The organism is Pelodictyon phaeoclathratiforme BU-1 (assembly GCF_000020645.1).
Classification (GTDB): domain Bacteria; phylum Bacteroidota; class Chlorobiia; order Chlorobiales; family Chlorobiaceae; genus Chlorobium; species Chlorobium phaeoclathratiforme.
Genome location: NC_011060.1, coordinates 731,555 through 749,216, shown reverse-complemented (window position 1 = coordinate 749,216; position 17,662 = coordinate 731,555). Strand labels below are relative to the sequence as shown.

Annotated in this window: 16 protein-coding genes and 1 pseudogene; 13 read left to right on the top strand and 4 right to left on the bottom strand. The window is 48.4% G+C overall.

The annotated features are described in order from the left end of the window. Positions 1-211: 211 nt before the first annotated feature. Positions 212-685 (top strand): 2-C-methyl-D-erythritol 2,4-cyclodiphosphate synthase, encoded by a 474-nt coding sequence (gene ispF / locus PPHA_RS03550; protein WP_012507509.1) that lies wholly within the window; start codon positions 212-214, stop codon positions 683-685. Here ispF and PPHA_RS03545 read toward each other — a convergent pair. Continuing rightward, complete coding sequence (locus PPHA_RS03545) at positions 682-1,956, bottom strand: ABC transporter permease (RefSeq protein WP_012507508.1); 1,275 nt, start codon at positions 1,954-1,956, stop codon at positions 682-684. The genes ispF and PPHA_RS03545 overlap by 4 nt on opposite strands. A 184-nt stretch (positions 1,957-2,140) precedes the next feature. Between PPHA_RS03545 and PPHA_RS03540 the strand changes: the two genes are divergently transcribed. The 7 genes from PPHA_RS03540 (at position 2,141) to PPHA_RS03510 (ending at position 10,905) form a co-directional block, all read left to right on the top strand. Further along, positions 2,141-3,346: a 6-phosphofructokinase gene (locus tag PPHA_RS03540; protein WP_012507507.1), complete on the top strand. Its 1,206-nt coding sequence runs from the start codon at positions 2,141-2,143 to the stop codon at positions 3,344-3,346. Between the two features lie 103 nt (positions 3,347-3,449). Next, entirely contained in the window at positions 3,450-4,361 is a 912-nt protein-coding gene (locus PPHA_RS03535; protein ID WP_012507506.1) for a branched-chain amino acid transaminase, read from the top strand. A gap of 17 nt (positions 4,362-4,378) precedes the next feature. Then, positions 4,379-5,548 carry a DNA polymerase III subunit gene (locus tag PPHA_RS03530; RefSeq protein ID WP_012507505.1) on the top strand — a complete coding sequence of 390 codons (1,170 nt, stop codon included), beginning with the start codon at positions 4,379-4,381 and terminating at the stop codon, positions 5,546-5,548. Between the two features lie 186 nt (positions 5,549-5,734). Next, complete coding sequence (locus tag PPHA_RS03525; protein WP_150085582.1) at positions 5,735-9,154, top strand: hypothetical protein; 3,420 nt, start codon at positions 5,735-5,737, stop codon at positions 9,152-9,154. 39 nt (positions 9,155-9,193) lie between these two features. Further along, complete coding sequence (locus PPHA_RS16190; protein ID WP_041526412.1) at positions 9,194-9,661, top strand: helix-turn-helix domain-containing protein; 468 nt, start codon at positions 9,194-9,196, stop codon at positions 9,659-9,661. Positions 9,662-9,672: 11 nt separating this feature from the next. After that, complete coding sequence (locus tag PPHA_RS16185) at positions 9,673-10,188, top strand: IS630 family transposase (RefSeq protein ID WP_049759884.1); 516 nt, start codon at positions 9,673-9,675, stop codon at positions 10,186-10,188. A 30-nt stretch (positions 10,189-10,218) separates the two neighbouring features. Continuing rightward, positions 10,219-10,905 carry a hypothetical protein gene (locus PPHA_RS03510; protein ID WP_012507502.1) on the top strand — a complete coding sequence of 229 codons (687 nt, stop codon included), beginning with the start codon at positions 10,219-10,221 and terminating at the stop codon, positions 10,903-10,905. A gap of 145 nt (positions 10,906-11,050) precedes the next feature. Here PPHA_RS03510 and cutA read toward each other — a convergent pair whose 3' ends face one another. After that, a complete protein-coding gene (cutA, locus tag PPHA_RS03505; protein WP_317623604.1) occupies positions 11,051-11,254 on the bottom strand; it encodes a divalent-cation tolerance protein CutA in 204 nt (67 codons plus the stop codon). Then, entirely contained in the window at positions 11,244-12,338 is a 1,095-nt protein-coding gene (locus tag PPHA_RS03500; protein WP_012507500.1) for a M24 family metallopeptidase, read from the bottom strand. Before PPHA_RS03500 ends, cutA begins: the two co-directional genes overlap by 11 nt. A gap of 156 nt (positions 12,339-12,494) precedes the next feature. Here PPHA_RS03500 and trpD point away from each other — a divergent pair, with 156 nt between their 5' ends. The 5 genes and pseudogenes from trpD (at position 12,495) to PPHA_RS03475 (ending at position 16,482) form a co-directional block, all read left to right on the top strand. Continuing rightward, complete coding sequence (trpD, locus tag PPHA_RS03495; protein ID WP_012507499.1) at positions 12,495-13,550, top strand: anthranilate phosphoribosyltransferase; 1,056 nt, start codon at positions 12,495-12,497, stop codon at positions 13,548-13,550. Between the two features lie 73 nt (positions 13,551-13,623). Next, on the top strand, positions 13,624-14,616 hold the full coding sequence (gene chlG, locus PPHA_RS03490) for a chlorophyll synthase ChlG (RefSeq protein ID WP_041526667.1): 993 nt from the start codon (positions 13,624-13,626) through the stop codon (positions 14,614-14,616). A 72-nt stretch (positions 14,617-14,688) separates the two neighbouring features. Further along, positions 14,689-14,907, top strand: a complete 219-nt coding sequence (gene rpmB / locus PPHA_RS03485) for a 50S ribosomal protein L28 (RefSeq protein ID WP_012507497.1) — start codon at positions 14,689-14,691, stop codon at positions 14,905-14,907. Between the two features lie 82 nt (positions 14,908-14,989). Then, positions 14,990-15,430, top strand: a pseudogene (gene rnhA / locus PPHA_RS03480) (ribonuclease HI). 11 nt (positions 15,431-15,441) lie between these two features. Continuing rightward, the gene (locus tag PPHA_RS03475; RefSeq protein ID WP_012507495.1) at positions 15,442-16,482 is read left to right on the top strand and encodes a hypothetical protein; all 1,041 of its coding nucleotides are present in this window, start codon (positions 15,442-15,444) and stop codon (positions 16,480-16,482) included. A gap of 73 nt (positions 16,483-16,555) precedes the next feature. Here the strand turns inward: PPHA_RS03475 and tilS are convergent, their stop codons facing one another. Beyond that, entirely contained in the window at positions 16,556-17,542 is a 987-nt protein-coding gene (tilS, locus tag PPHA_RS03470) for a tRNA lysidine(34) synthetase TilS (RefSeq protein WP_012507494.1), read from the bottom strand. Between the last annotated feature and the right edge of the window lie 120 nt (positions 17,543-17,662).

Below are 17,662 nucleotides of genomic sequence, written 5' to 3'. Positions count from 1 at the left end.
CTCCATTCCTTCTGCGTTAACAAAATTTCCACACTCTCACCCCTATACCCTGTTAAGTTAACCTGCCACAGCATAACAACCAATCAGGAAAAGCACTCTCTTTTTACCTGTTTGTTCCATAGAGTGATCTGCCAACATGCGGCTCTGATATTTCCATGATTTATTCTATCTTTGTTGCCTGCATTTTTAACCCTATTAAACCCCTCTTGCCATGCGTATTGGAATTGGTATCGATGTACACCCTTTTGCAGAGGGCCGAAAGCTTGTGATCGGAGGCGTTCACATCCCCGGACATAATGGACTTGACGGCCACAGCGATGCCGATGTTCTGCTTCATGCCGTCAGTGATGCCCTGCTTGGTGCAGCAGCCCTGGGAGACATCGGGTTGCACTTTCCCAACACAAGCCAGGAGTTCAAGGATATCGACAGCATGATTCTGCTTAAACAGGTCAGAAAGCTGCTTGAAAAGCATGGTTACCAGACGGTTAACATCGACGCCATGCTGCTTCTTGAAGAGCCCAAAATTGCCCCCTACATTACCGGGATGCGCAAAAACATTGCACGCTGTCTCGATATTGAGATCGGAATGGTCTCGGTCAAAGCTACCACCAATGAAAAACTGGGCTACATCGGACGTGAAGAGGGAGCGGCGGCACATGCCGTCTGCATTATCCGTTCGCTCTAACCCCCGACTTCACCCCTGAGAATACTGACCGGAACATAACGTGTCGCCTTTCTTGCCGGGCTCCATGAGGAGAGCACGGCAATGAGGATACCAAAAACGATCACAATCAGATGAGCGTCAGGCATTTCGATAAGATTGATCCGGTCACTTTTCAGCACTCCTGCCGTGCTTGCCTCGAAACGGATGGAGGCAACAAGCTTGCAGATGAGATGGCCGGCAGGACTGCCGATGAGTACTCCGAGGAGGCCAATCATAAACCCTTCGAGCATGAAAATGCGCATGATGTTCCCCGCCGGCATACCCATGGAACGCATGATGGCAATATCCTTGACTTTCTGCAAAATAACTGTCGTCATGACAGATGAGACACCAAGACCCGCCACAATAAAAACAAACCCGACAAGAACCAGAGTAATCAGTCCGTTGCGGTTGTAAAACTCAATAACATTCCGGTTGGTTTCATCCCAACTCTCGCTTTTATAGCCACTGAGCGCTTCCACTCTGTCGGAGGTCTCCTGGGCACGCTCAACGTGCGCCGTTCTCAGTCCGACGCCACTCACTGAGTTGGAGGCAATCCCCTCCATCCTCTGGGCAAAAGGGAGATTGACATAAGCCTCCCGTTCATCCTTTGCATTAAAACCGCTGCTGAAACGTCCCACTAGCGTTACAGGGAACTCTTCGCTGTTTTTTGTCACAAGCACAATTCTGTCGCGATAACCGACATTCAGTTTCTTTGCAAGAAGATCACCGACAAGCACACCATTCGGTGTAGCGGCCAGCTCATCAAGGGCATTTTTCTCAATCAGGTTCTTCTTTAACCCCGCTATCTCAGCCTCAAGACGGGGTACGACACCCCGGGCAATACAGGGAGTAAAGCGGGTTTTGTTGCGGGCAATCACTTTACTGAGCACGAAAGGAGAGATGCTCTGAAGCTCCTTGACCGGCTTGATGCTCTCAATAACCTCGCTATAGTTCTTGATTACCTCCTGTTCATCCAGATTGATATTTTTCGTCACCATCGAAACCATGACCCCATGCTGCCCAATGATGTTGTCAGGCACCAGCGGCACGACCCTTTCTGCGCTGATCACCACATGCGGCGCCGTATCAATAACCTTGGCCACCACGTTTGATGAGGAGCCCCGTGATACGGCAATAGTGGTCACCAGCATAGCCGAGCCAACGGCAACACCAAGAGCCGTAAGGAGTGTCTGGCGTTTTCTCTCCCGTAAATGCACAAAAGCTATCCTCGCCTGATCTCTGTAGTTCATGAAAACATGTATAGTTCAGTCATCTTCTGACACACGGTCTGTTATTAAATTTTTAGACTTGTCGTGGAAAAATGACACAAAAAATCTATCTTGACTGCACGAAGCGGGAAAGGTTACCCCCCGACAAATAAATAAATTTGACCATTAAATACTAACCTTGGCATTGAAATAGGAGAGCATAACTGTGAAAAAAATTGGTATCCTCACAAGCGGTGGGGATTGCGGCGGACTTAATGCGGTGCTGAAAGGCGCAGCAATGATGGCTCTCTCAAAAGGGCTGGAACTTTATATCATTCCTAACGGCTATGCCGGTTTGTACAACCTCGTCGACCAGGAGAGCATTGTCCGGCTCGACCAGGTTCGGCTCGACCGGTTTGACGCAAGTTTTGCCGGCTCCGAAGCAGGTCATTCGAGAGTCAAGATCAAGGCGATTAGCAATCCTGAAAAATACAACCGCATCAAGGCCGGTATGAAAAAATTCGACATTGATGCACTTGTTATCAGTGGAGGAGACGATTCAGGCAGCGTCATGGTCGATTTAAACCAGCAGGGCATTCAGTGCATCCATGCACCGAAAACCATGGATCTCGACCTCCAGACCTATTCGGTCGGCGCCGACTCAACCATCAACCGCATCGCACAATTTGTGCATGACCTTAAAACGACGGGTAAAACCCACAACAGGGTTCTGGTCACGGAAGTATTCGGCCGTTATGCAGGCCATACGGCCTTCCGCAGCGGTGTAGCGGCTGAAGCTGACTGTATTCTCATACCCGAGATTCCGGCAAACTGGGATATTGTTTACGAACACCTCGCAGAGCGCTTTACCCGCAGAATCAGGGAGAGCGATGTCCACAGCGGAACCTATACCATTGTTGTTGCAGAGGGACTGAAAAATGCTGACGGCAGTGATATTGTCGATGAGTCCGCAGGCATTGATGCATTCGGTCACAAAAAACTCGCCGGAGCGGGGAAATTTACCTGCCAGCAGATTCAGAAAAGAATGAAAGCTGACCCGGCCATGCCAATTTTCATGAAAGAGACCGGCATGTTCGTTGAAGGTGTCTATGAAATTCCGGAAGTACGTGAAATTCATCCCGGCCACCTTGTCCGTTCAGGCAACTCTTCAGCATACGACATCAACTTCGGTTTTGAAGCCGGTGCAGCAGCCATACTGCTCCTGCTCGATGGCAAAACCGGCGTCACCATCTCCAAGGTCAAGGGACGTAAAGTAGAGTTCATTGAATCAAGCAAGGCGATTGTGCAACGCCATGTTGATCTCGATCAGGTCGCCTTGTACGAGTCACTCGGCATCTGTTTCGGCAGAAAGGCCAGCGCCTACGAACCGATTCTGCGTGAAGTCGAAGGCGTTTACGAAAGAATCTACTGACCTTTTCACGATTTCGGACATAAAAAACCCCGCAACAGAACGCGGGGTTTTTATATCTTGGAGTTTGCTCCTGCTAATGCCATTAACACCCAATGCCTGCACCATGAACAAGTCTGCTAAAATCTGGATGAACGGCGAACTGATTGACTGGATTGACGCGAAAATCCACATTCTGTCCCATGTTGTCCATTACGGTTCATCTCTCTTTGAAGGAATCCGCTGCTATGAAACCCTGAAGGGTTCAGCAATTCTTTTTCTCGACGAACATATCAAACGCCTCAGAGACTCGGCTAAAATATACCGTATTGAAATTCCATACTCCGAAAAAGAGCTGAAAGAGGCCATCATCAGCACCATCCAGGCCAACAATCACAAATCATGCTACATCCGTCCGCTGGTCTATCGCGGGCAGGGAGCTCTGGGAGTCAACCCGCACCGTGCCTCCATTGAGGTCGCCATTGCTACCTGGGAGTGGGGAACCTATCTGGGAGAAGATGTGCTTGAAACCGGTGTTGACGTCCGCGTCTCCTCGTGGAACCGCCCGGCCCCCAACACCCTTCCGGCATGGGCAAAAGCGGGTGGCAATTACCTGAACTCCCAGCTCATCAAAATGGAAGCGCTGATGGACGACTATGCAGAAGGGCTTGCACTCGATGTGAACGGTTATGTTTCCGAAGGAAGCGGCGAAAACATTTTTGTCGTTCGGGATGGCATCATCTATACCCCCATGTCGGGTCAGTCAATACTTCCCGGCTTTACCCGTTACGCCATCATGCACATTGCAAAAGAGCATGGCTACGAAGTTCGTGAAACACTGATTCCCAGGGAAGCGCTCTATATTGCTGACGAGATCTTCCTGACCGGCACAGCGGCTGAAATCACTCCAGTCAGAAGCGTCGATAAATACCCGATCGGCAATGAAAAACGGGGCCCGATTACCGAAATCCTGCAGGCGAGTTATCTTAAAATCGTCCAGACCGGTGAAGATCCCTACAACTGGCTAACCTTTATCTGAGCACGGCAAAATCTCGCATGAGCTGGAAAAACATTATCGGTCAAAAACAGCAGATCCGCGTTCTGCAAAATGCACTTGAAACAGGACGTTTTGCTCATGCCTACCTTTTCACCGGCCCCGACGGGTCGGGGAAAGAGTCGGTAGCCTTCGAAATCGCCTCTCTGCTCAACTGCCAGAATGCGGCAACCGATGTGCACAAAGGTTCATGCGGAACATGCCCCGACTGCCTGCAAATCCAGTCGTTCATGCATCCCAATGTGGAGTATATTTTTCCGGTAGAATCCGCCCTGCTTGATCCGGGAGACTCCGCAAAAAAAGAGAACAAGCGTTTTACCGATGCCAAAGAACGCTATGATGCCCTGCTCGAACAAAAAAAAGAGAACCCCTACCTCTCCCCCGCCATGGAGCGCTCCATGGGCATTCTGACCGAACAGATTATCTCCCTGCAGCATAAGGCACTGTTTATGCCGAGTGAGGGGAGCAAAAAGATCTTCATTATTTCACAGGCTGAGCGACTGCACCCATCGGCGGCAAACAAGCTCCTCAAGCTGCTCGAAGAGCCCCCCGCCCACGTGGTTTTCATTCTTGTCTCATCCAGACCGGAAGCGCTGCTGCCCACCATCCGTTCACGATGCCAGGCCGTCAGGTTTTCACGCATTACCCCCCAGGAGCTGCGACTCTGGCTGCAGGAAAACCGTCCGGAGATCAAGGAACCCGAGCTGAGCTTTATCGTCAGCTTTTCAAGAGGCAACCTTCGCCTTGCCTGGGAGCTCATCAACAACCGCAGCAACGATTCATCAGAAACGCCAACCATTCTTCTCCGTAACCAGGCGCTCGACTATCTGCGCCAGGTACTCACCCCCAGCCGCTTTCACGAAGCCATCACCTCATGCGAGCAGAGCGCCAAAAACCTCTCGCGCAGCGACCTGACCCTCTTTCTTGCCGCACTCCTGCTCTTCTTTCAGGATGCCAACCATCGCCGGATCAACCCCGACTTTCAGGAGCTGAATAACCCCGACATCAGCGAAGCCATCAACCGTTTTGCAAAAAACTTCCCCAACCCGGATTACTTCCAAATCTCAACCATCACCGAAGAGGCCATCCGCGCCATCGAACGCAACGCCAGCCCGCTCCTCGTCATGGCCTCTTTTACGGCTGAAATCAAGGGATTGCTGCAGAAGGCGTAAATTTTGTGGATTTGCTTCGTATCCCACTATATACACACACTGAACTATCATAATTTTTACATATAAACGACATATATAATATGTAATATTCAAATTATTTCTTTGTAATGAAATATAATACAGGTAACATGGGCGTATTGTTTACCGCGTTAACACGTATTATCAATCATTTAATCAAGAAATAGTATGGCTACTCCATCAATGGTTGCTGGCTCTCTTGCAAGTTGGGAATACCTTGCTTCCCACACCGATTTAATGACATGGCTTCGTGCTGATGGCGTAACAGACGCTGACTCGGCTACGGCAACGAGGCATTACATTGAGCATGGAATTAGCGAAGGACGTACCATAACCTTTAATGCATGGGAGTATCTTGCCTCCAACCCGGACTTGATGAATTGGCTTCGTGCTGATGGCGTCACCGATGCCGATGCTATCACTGCGGCTAAGCATTTCATTGGATATGGATATAATGAGGAACGTACCATAACCTTTAATGCATGGGAGTATCTTGCCTCCAACCCGGACTTGATGAATTGGCTTCGTGCTGATGGCGTCACCGATGCCGATGCCATCACGGCAGCGAAGCATTTCATTGGATATGGATATGATGAAGAGCGTACCATCACCTTTGATGTATGGGAGTATCTTGCCTCTAACCCGGACCTGATGAATTGGCTTGGAGCTGATGGCATAACTGATGCTGATGCCATCACGGCAGCGAAGCATTTCATTGCATATGGATATAATGAGGGCCGTACAATGATTTTCGATGCTGCGGCATATCTTGCATCCTATGAAGATTTGCGGAATGCATTCGGAAATGATACTCTTGCTGCCACAATACATTATGTGACATATGGATATAGGGAAGGTCGTGCAGTAAATAACTACCACCCAACACTTACCGTCGACAATGCCATAGTCACTATGGCTGAAAACCATGTTTCCGGTGCAATTATCGGCGCTGATGCCGATGCGACCGATGCAGATGGCAACACCATCACCTTCAGCCTGGTAAATGCACCTGCCAATAGCAGCGGTAACGCACTGTTCAGCATTGATGCTGCAACAGGCCAGATAAACCTTACAGCAGCAGGAGCTGCAAGTATCGACTATGAATCATCTATTAAAAGCTATACGTTGCAGGTTATGGCCAGCGATGGCGTCGCCGCTCACAATGAAATAAAAACCATCACGCTCAACCTGACCAACGTTGACGAGATCGCCCCTGTTATCACCACTGCCGCCACACAATCTGTGGCTGAAAACACAATCCTGGTCGCCGCACTAACATCAACCGACGTCGATTCTGCTGACACACCTGCGATATTCAGCATCACCGGTGGCACAAACGCAGCATTGTTCGAGATCGTTGCCGGAAACCTCCAGTTCAAGGCCGCTCCCGATTACGAAACCGGCGCCCATAGCTATGAAGTAACTGTAACTGCTACAGACGGGACAAACAGCACAGCAAAAACCATTACAGTCGGCATTACTGACGTTAATGACGTAACCCCTGTCATCACCACAGCCGCTGCCCAGACGGTAGCTGAAAACACAACTCTGGTTGCTGCACTGACATCAACCGACGTCGATACTGCAGGCACGAACCCGGCGATATTCAGCATCACCGGTGGCACAGACGCAGCGTTATTCGAGATCGTTTCAGGAAACCTCCAGTTCAAGGCCGCTCCCGATTACGAAACCGACGCCCACAGCTACGAAGTAACGGTAACTGCTACCGACGGCACAAACAGCACAGCAAAAACCATTACAGTCAACCTGACCGATATTTTCGAAAATACAGGTTTACTGCTTGAAGGAGACAGTAATGATAACCGACTTACCGGAGGCACCGGTAACGACACCCTTGTTGGCGGTAATGGCAATGATATCTTGAGAGGCGGCGCCGGAACAGATAGTATGGATGGTGGCGCTGGTGACGATACCTTTGTCATTGTTGGCGATCTTTCTGGCGGCGGAAAAGTGGGTTCCCCTGAAGATACTGTAGCACTTGGGCACCCCCTTTCTGATCTGAACGGTCAGGATCTGAATGAGGATAACAACGGCGCTGTGGAAACGATTGTCGGTGGAGAAGGAAACGATACGCTTTACGTCTATGGTACTGCCGATCTTTCCCACTATGTAATTTCCGGCATTGAACATTTTGAGATACGCTCTTACGTTACATTCAGCCAAAGCTTTCTTGATAACCTGATCGCAACAGGAGGAGTCACCTTGACCGGTGATGGATCCAGTACGATTGTCTTGACTGGTGGCACTGCAGCCGATCCACTGATTATTGATTTAACCACTACAGATGCAGCTATTCTTGCGCGTATCGGCCAAATTTCATTGGGTGAGCATGTTATTCTGAGAATCAATGACCTTGACCAGTTGGGAGGAGCAAGGATTCTTACTGGATCAGGCACAATTGAAGCTCTCTCAGGAAGCCTTGATATACCTTCGACTTATATACTGACGGATACCTTGCAGGTTGTGAATATCACTCTTGATAATCCGGAAATAATGTCTGTTATCAATGGTGAACATAGAGACCTGGATAACAATGGAGTATTCGACACAATTTTTGGTACAAATGACAATGATTACATAATTGGTACAGCGTTTGATGATACCCTTGATGGCTTAAACGGTGATGATCTATTATCAGGCAAAGAGGAAAACGACACATTCAAAATCAACGGTAGTGGTGAAAAAACAATTATTGACAGTGGTGGTGATCATGATACCCTTGATCTTTCCGGGTCTGTTTCTGGCGCCTCGGTTAATTTAAGTGATGGAGGTACTGCCGGCAGTGCTACCATAATTTTAGGCAGTGGAACAACCGCCATTACAAAACAGGCGATAGATTTATTCCTTCTTCAGGATATTTCAGGTTCTTATGGCGACGATATTGCAAATTTGAAACAAATTATTGCTACTCCTGATGGATTGGCTGAAGATATTCGCAATATACAACCAGACAGCTTTTTTGGTCTTGGTATCTTCAATCCTCCAAGTGGAACAAATCCATATTATGAAACACTGTTGCCGTTATCAGTTGATCTTAATCTATTTAAGGATGCAGTAAATCAACTTGGAATATGGGGTGATGAGGAGTTGCTTACTGCAATCAGGACAGTTGTTGATCGGGCAGAAACTGCTGAAATAGGATATGGAAGAAACGCACTGCGGATTTTGTTGATTTCCACCGATGAACCATTCTATGAAGATATTCCGATAAATATTCCGCAGTTGGCTGCTGATATGCAGGCAGTTGACATCTATCCTGTTTTTCTTGTTACAAATGATTTGGTTTCATATTACGAAGACTTTGTCGTTCAACTGGGTGTCGGTGATGTCGTTGGCATGGCATCAAACAGCAGCGATATCTTGTCGGCAATTAACAGCGCATTTGTAAATTACAAACATGACTTTATCGAAAATGTCAAAGGCACTGCCTATGACGACACCCTTACCGGAAACAGCCTTGATAACCACATTGACGGTGGCGCCGGTGATGACATATTGAAAGGTCTTGTCGGAAATGACACCATTGATGGCGGTAAGCGCTCAACAATAAATTATTCCGTAATATAAGGGCAAGAAGGTAAACACAAACACCTGCCCTTGTAAATCATGAAGTTAAGTTACTTTGAATTATCTGCCATCGATCGTGCAAAGCTACAACAAATTGTGGCAAAAGGAAGAGATTGGCAAGCACGTCATCGGGCTCAAACACTGTTATATTTCAACGACGGGTTGAGTGCAAAGACCATCGTGGCATTGCAAGACCTGAATATCGATACGGTTTATGACCGACGTAAGAACTGGTTATCAAAGGGGTTTGCTGCTTTATATGACAGGCATCGAAGCGGCGCACCTCCGAAACTAAACGCCATTCACCTTGAACAGATCACGATTTGGGCGGAAAAGGAAGCACTGACAGCTCCAGCGATAGTGGCTCGGTTAAAGGAAGAGTGCAATGTAAACGTGAGCGTTGGTACCGCAACTAATGCGTTGAAAGCACTTGGTTTTGTCTGGAAACGTACACGCCTGTGGTTAAAAAAAAACGAGATGAAGTCCGGTTTCGACAAGCACAGTTAGAAATAGAATTGATGAAAGATGAAGTCGAACGCGATGAGAGGATCTTAGCCTTTGTAGATGAGACTGGTTTCGCACTGGCCCAGCCAAACCGCAGCGCCTGGACTCCGATAGGCAAATGTCACAAGATTGACGCCAACCGGGGAAAACGCCTGAATGTCATCGGAGCCATGCTCTCAACGGGTGATTTGTTCTCAGTTGCGCTGTGGCAAACAACAGATTCACTTATATTTACCGGCTTTCTTGGTCTGCTGATGAACTACGTGGGTAAACCTTTAACGGTCATTCTGGACAATGCGTCATTCCATAAAGCGAAAGCGGTTCAACCGATGTTAAAGGTGCTGGCTCAAAAGGGGCTGACTCTTTATTTCTTGCCACCTTACAGTCCAGAACTCAATCGAATTGAAAAGTATTGGCACAAGGTGAAGTATGAATTGATGGAATTCAAGACGCGAAATGAAAAAACCCTTGAAGAAGATGTTCGAAAAATCTTAGCTGGTTTTGGTACTGATTACGTAATGACTTTTTGATGAGCGCTTATAGGAGGCAATGACGTTGCTGTGTTCACTGGAGTTATCGGGGACTATACGATAACAACTCTTGAAGATGGCAGCGGACTTCGTGTTGAAGATAAGATTTCAAACAGAGATGGGGTTGATATCCTATATGATACCGAGTTTCTCCGATTTGAGGGTTCTCCCGGAACTGCGGATACTCCAACGGTACAGCCTGAAGCAGGTATTTATTGGAGTGCCCGAGATATTATTCTGGGTACCGCAAATCATCATTTTCTCGAAATTTTGCCCTCATGGCCCGAAACTTTTGATTTTAACCGGGATGGAACCATTGATACTGTTGATCTTGATGGAGATGGAGTACGTGATGGATTTACTATTGGTGGTACTGAAGAAAGCGGAAAATTAGTTGCCTACCTTAATGACGCTGCCGATATTGCTGCTATTCTGGGATCTAATGAAGAATCCCACTTGATTCCATTGCCGGCTGGAGTAAGCTATGATGAGTTAATCGCTGCATTATATACCGCCTATACAAATTATCTCGATGAAAGTGTTGACTATACTCTACTTCCAACTGCTGATGCTGACAATTTAGATAATGGGAATTGTGCTACCTGGGTAAACACAATTCTTCAGGTTGTCGGGATAACAAATACCGCAGGATTGGGAGACTTTTCTGGAATAGATGCAGGTGACACTTCTACGTTGGCATTTAGTTATTTTACTTGATTTTTGGGAGTTAATTTATCATTTAACCCTTAACACGATAATAGCAAAGAACAATTGATACGACAGAATATAGTGCCGTATCAATTGTTCTTTTTTGCTGTTTGTATTTGTCTGTTTTGTTTCAGCCTTATCAAACTATTTGAGGTCAAGGCTTGCCGGTAGTTGAGTCGAGCCAGTTGAGGTAGCCGGGCAGTCCGCCGGTTATGGGCAGTTTGATGATTTCCGGCACGTCGTAGGGGTGATACTCCTCGATATAGGCTTCGAGCTTGCTGTATCGGGCCTCTGTGGTCTTGATTGAGAGGAGAACTTCGCTCTCTCCTGAAATTTTGATAACCCCGTCATAATTCAATAAGCTCTTTGCCCAGGCGCTGCAGGGGGGTTGCACCGAGCGGGCCCATCACCACGGTATCCTCAATGCGCACCCCGAATTTGCCGGGCAGGTAGATTCCGGGCTCAATGGTAAAGAGCATATTCTCCTGCAACACACACTCCCCTTTCGGGCTGATCCGTGGCTCTTCGTGCACCTCAAGGCCAACACCATGACCAAGACCGTGGCCAAACTCATCACCATAACCGTGCGCAGCAATAAAATCGCGAACATGGGCGTCAAGCTCTTTGCCGCTCATGCCGCACCGCGCCGAAGCAATGCCGAGCGCCTGAGCCTCCTGCACAATGCGATAAACCTTTCGGGCCTCGGCTGAAACATGCCCAAGCGCAACCGTTCTTGTCTGATCGGAGGCGTACCCTTCATAAACGCACCCAATGTCGATCACAATAAGCTCTCCCGATTTGAAGCGGGCGGTTGAGGGCGTTGCATGAGGCATGGCAGAACGGGCACCCCCGGCCACAATGGGGTCAAAGGAGTCCTTTTCCGCGCCAAGCTTTTTATGCTGATAGCTGATCTCTGCGGCAATATCAAGTTCCGTTACGGAAGGCGAAATCATGGGAAGCACGGTTTCGAAGGCAAGTTCGCTGATTTCTGCCGCACGACGCATTTTCATGAGTTCGATTGCATTCTTGACCATCCTGAACTCATCAAAAAAGGAGTCAACCGGTATCACCCGCTGTTTGCCAACCATCTGTTCGATAAGGCGGGTTGCTTCATGCCAGGTAACATTGTCGGACTGCAATGCAACCGTTTCACCGAGAGGATAGCGGCCTGAACCAAGCTCCGCAGCAAACCCGTCGCCAGCAATAACGGTTTCTGCCACTACAACCTCTTCAGCAGCCTGCTCCCTGTAACGAAAGTCGGTAAAAAGCCAGCTTTTCTCTCGGGTAATCAGCAGCCTCGCACTCGAACCACTGAAACCCGTCAGCCACCGGATAACGGCGAGATCGGTAACAATAGCCGAATCGAGCGCCTGGCTCATCATTTTGTTCAAAACCTTCCGCAAGGCCTCTTCCCGGTAAAATGCTATCTGCTTGCTATCCATATAAAAATGAGTACCATAATTCACAAAAATACCGGGCATCACTCCGCAACAGCCTGTTCAATGGGAATCAATGCTCTTTATTATTTATATTTACACCATTTCTTGTTATTATTTACATTTACACAATTCGCAACCATTTGCCAACCAATCAGTTTCATGCCACAAAAAAAGTTACTTCAAAAGCTGCTTGCAGGAGAGGATTTTTCACAGGAAGAGATGATCCTCTGCATGAACAACATTATGGATGGTCTTTTTTCCGAGATGGTTATTGCGGCTCTGCTTGCTCTTCTGCAGAAAAAAGGTGTTACCCCAACTGAAACCGCTGGAGCATACTATAGTCTGATGGAAAAAGCCGTCACCATCGAGCTGGATGAAAATGCTGTTGATACCTGCGGAACCGGCGGTGACCACGCAGGAACCTTTAATATTTCAACAACGGCATCAATCATTGCCAACAGTGCCGGAGTCCGCATTGCCAAACATGGTAACCGTTCAGTTACAAGCAGTTGCGGAAGCGCTGATGTGCTTGAAGCGCTTGGATTCACCATCGATCTGCCGCCTGAGGCGACAAAAGAGCTTTTTCAGGAGAGCGGCTTTGCCTTCCTCTTTGCCCCCCTCTATCACCCTTCAATGAAGCGGGTCGCCCCTGTCCGTCGGGAGCTTGGGATCAGAACCATATTCAATATTCTCGGCCCGCTGATCAATCCGGCACGGGCAAAACGGCAGCTTGTCGGGGTGTTCAATCGGGAGCTGATGGAGCTCTATACCGAAGTGCTGCTACAGACCGGGGCGCGTCGTGCCATGATTGTTCATGCCATGACTGCAGAGGGCATCGCGCTTGATGAACCAAGCCTCAATGGGCCAACGCATATTGTCGAGATTCACAGGGGCACTGTAACCGAGCACACCGTTTATCCCGAAGATTTCGGTCTGGCAAGGCACTCGCTTTCGGAAATCCAGGGAGGAGAGAGAGATGAAAACGCACGCATCATTCGCCAGATCCTTGACGGAAGCGCTCCGGCAGCACATCGTGATGCCGCCCTCTTCACAACAGCCATGGCCTGTTATGTTTCCGGAAAAGCACGCTGCATTGATGATGGACTCGACATCGCAAGAGAGGCGCTCGAAAGTGGCAAATCGGAGAAAAAATTTAATGAAATTCTGAAAATTAACGCTGAACTCTCACGGAAATACCGGTCAGTCGTCAACTAAAATCCTTATCTTTTTCCCAAAAAACTTGTATACTCTGCCTTGTTTTTAAGCCGAAGCGAGAACCATTATGCCCATGAACGGACGCGACATTCCAACCCCTGAAAAGCAGCAAGGTATCGCTGAAAAGCTTCTCCAGTCAGGAGTAAGCAATTCAAGACGAAAAATCATTGAACAGGCTCTTGAGAATGTCAACAAGCCTGGCTTCAGGATTGAGCCATCTGCTATCGTGCCTCTCATGAAGCCGGTTACCTGGTTTCCGCCAATGTGGGCCTTTGCCTGCGGCGTCGTGTCAACCGGAGAGAATATTGCCGACAACTGGGATATTCTCCTGCGTGGCGTTCTTCTTGCCGGGCCGCTCATGTGCGCCATGTCGCAGACCATGAACGACTACTTTGACCGGGAGGTTGATGCCATCAATGAGCCCGAACGTCCTATTCCTGCAGGAAAAATATCAAAATCGGCCAGTTGGCTGATTACTTTCGCCCTTATCATTACGGGCTTTCTTGTCGCGCTCTCCATTCATCCCTATGTTGTCGTCATTGCCTTTGTCGGAGTGCTCATGTCGCACGCCTATTCCGGCCCGCCAATCCGAGCAAAAAGAAATGGCTGGTTCGGCAACCTTATTGTCGGGCTTGCCTATGAGGGTGTGGCATGGCTGACGGGCAGTTTTGCCATTACCCAGGGTGTTCCTTCTGCGGAAACCATTGCCCTTGCCATCATTTTTTCAATCGGAGCGCATGGCATCATGACGCTGAACGATTTCAAATCCATTGTTGGCGACACGATCCGCAAGGTCGCCTCCATTCCGGTACAGCTTGGAGAGAAAAAGGCAGCTCTCCTTGCAGCCATTATTATGGATGTTGCACAGCTCTCGGCCATCACCATCCTGATTGTCAAAGGTTCCATCACCACAACTGTCATTGCCCTGATACTGCTGCTCGCCCAACTGCCCATGCAAAAGATATTGATAGCAAATCCTAAGGAGAAAGCGGTCTGGTACAATGCCTTCGGTACCCTGCTCTATGTTTTATCCATGATGGTTTGCGCTGTTGGCATCCGACCATGAAACAATACGTTTCGGGTTTTATGAAACTATTGTTATATTCCCTTTCGTTTTTTTAACACAATTTATTGCACCATGTCTAAAGTTTGTTTACTGACCGGTAAAAGACCCATATACGGCAATACGGTATCTCATGCGAACAACCACGTCCGCACCCGTTTTGAGCCAAACCTCCATACCAAAAGAATCTGGATAGAAGAGGAGAAGCGGTTTGTAAAGGTCAAGCTTTCAGCAAAAGCCATGACAATTATCGCGAAAACAGGTACCGCAACGCTTGCCAAACTGCTGAAATAAAGCACAGGCAAGATCGGTTGCAAAAGATTTTTTAATATCTTGTAAAGGCTCAATCATAAACAGTTTGAGCTTTTTTTTGTCGATGGAAACAAAGATAACGATATACACTGGACGGCGCATTGCAGCGCAAATCCGGGCCCTGCTGTCTGGGTGCGCTGTTGATGTACGGCTTCACGATTCGTCAATAGCCGGATACTCACCAGCCACGACCAACAACCGCATGGAACTCAGCGCTGCAATAGAGGCGCTCGAAGCGCTCAAGGAGCCTTGCCGTGTCGATTTGTACAGCGACTCAAGCTACCTTGTCAACGCCATCAATGAAGGGTGGCTGAAACGCTGGACCATCAATAACTGGAAAACATCGACAAAAAAAAATGTCGAAAACATCGATCTCTGGAAAAAAATCCTGAAGTTACTTACGTTACATACCATAACGTTCCATAAGGTCAAGGGCCACAGCGACAACCCCTACAACAACCGTTGCGACACTCTGGCTCGCGAGGCCATTAAAAAGAAATCATAACCTGTTGATCTATGCCGCGAAACGCCGTGCCTGAAGCAACACCCCCGAAACGCTCCCTGAAAAAAGGGGCAGGGCTCCTCCTCTCCATGAGCGTTATCAGTACCCTTTGCTTTCTGCTGGTAGTACTCTGGGTTAACTGGTCGAAATCACGCCTTCAGCCCGAACCACTTACTCCTGCGCTTCGCTCGATTGTTGATCGCATTCCCGGAAAATCTGATGCCCTGATCTACATTGGCCTTAAAGATATCCGTGAAAGCAGGCTCTGGGTGGAGGTCATCCCGGATTCACTGAAAAAGGCTCCACTTTTCAAACCACAGGGCCGACTCGACACCCTGATGAGAGCGGCAAAAATCAATCCCTCTCTCGACATCGATACCCTGTTGATCAGCTTCAAGCGCCATGGGTACAAAGAGCAGAACTTTCTTGGAATCGTATGGGGGCCTGTTTCAAAAAAACTTCCGGAATCATTTCTCAGAACCAACAGTACAACGGTTGAAACCATCGGTGGTCACCAATGTTATGCACTTGACAGCACACTGTGGCTCTGTCCAATCGGAACGAAACAAATAGCCCTGACCAACAACAAAAAAATGCTGACGGATTTCCTTGTTCCAACCGGCAGCTTTTATCAGAGGGATTCACTCTCGGTTGCGCTGATCAACAAGGCTCTCTACAAATCGCATCTCTGGTTTGCCCTCCCTTCTGCAGCCTGGACCATCAGGGCCTTGCAAAGCCTCACCTCGACCAACCAGGGGGTAAAAAGCCTCGGCAACCTGAACCGTATCCAGAACCTCGCTCTCTCCGTAAAGTTCAATGATGGAATTGAAGGACAAAGCGAATGGGTCTATACAACACCCCAGGCAGCCTTTTTTGCATCAACGTTCCTCTGGGGCGCAGTCAAGCTTTCTGAACTCTCTGGCACGAGAACCAGCGAACAGACCAGACAACTGCTCAACAAAATCGAGATCCGGCAGAACATGGAATCCATAATCATACACACGAAACTTCCTCTCGAATTTTTTCAGGCTGCCAAACAGAAAGAGTTGCCCTGAAATAAAGCACTCCGCACACTGCCCCCCTCCCCCGAGATTCCCCTCCCGAGGGGGTGTAAATAAAGGCTCGGCATCAAGGCGGAGCGCTGTCACGAAAAAAACAGAGCATCCCGTCTTTCCAGAGCACTCGCAATTGCCCGCCAGCCATCACCATTTTTCCTGGCTGACTACCAAGAAGATCAACCAGCTTCTGAAGCGTCCGGGCGTCAACCACAGCATGCAGATCCCGTAGCGCCCTTTTTAACACCTCCTTCTGCTCAAAAACCGTAAGCTGCTGAAGTGCAAAAACAGAAAGCTTCCCCTCATTGAGGGCAAGCCCCGGCTCCCGTTCACAGAGATTTTCAAAATAGAGTTCCAGAAATTCTGAAAGCTCACCCGCCTGTTCCGACACTCTGCGGAGTGATGGCATCAATTTACCGGCAAAGCGCTCCTCAATAAGCGGAATAACACGGTTCCTGATAAAATTCCGGTCATAATCATTGGCATAATTACTCGTATCCGTTCGGCTGGTAATCCCCTTCTCCTTCAGGTAGGCAACCATATCCGCCTTGTGAAATAACAGCATGGGGCGAATAATTTTACCGTTAAGAGCCCGGATGCCTCTCAGTCCCGGAAGTGAGACCCCTCTGAAAAGATTGAAAAGAATGGTTTCAGCATTATCATTGACATGATGACCGGTAGCGATTTTTGAAAATCCCTTCTGCTCCATCACCTGCCTGAAAAAAGTATATCGCAATATCCGTGCGCTCTCCTCGACCGATCGCTTCCACTCCCCGGCAAAACGCAAGGTGTCAAAATGATCGACAAAACACTCCAGATCAAGTGAGCGGCAATGATCGAGCACAAAAGACTCGTCGCCGTCACTTTCGGCGCCACGAAGCTGAAAATTACAGTGAGCCACCGCAAGCTCAGCACGCAGAAGAGGTCTTACCGCACAGAAAAGTGAGAGCATGGCCATGGAATCCGGCCCCCCGGAAACCGCAACAAGAACCCTGTCACCCTCTTCGACCAGCCGCCTTGTTCTGAGTTGTTCAAGAAATTTTTTTTCTAAACGATTCACCTCTTCACCGCCCCTGAATTGCAAAAAAAACGGAAAAAACTCTCCACCATTACCTCAGGTTCAAGATAAATAATTATCATAAGGGAGCTTATCAAAAAAAAACGACAAGAGCCCCAAAAA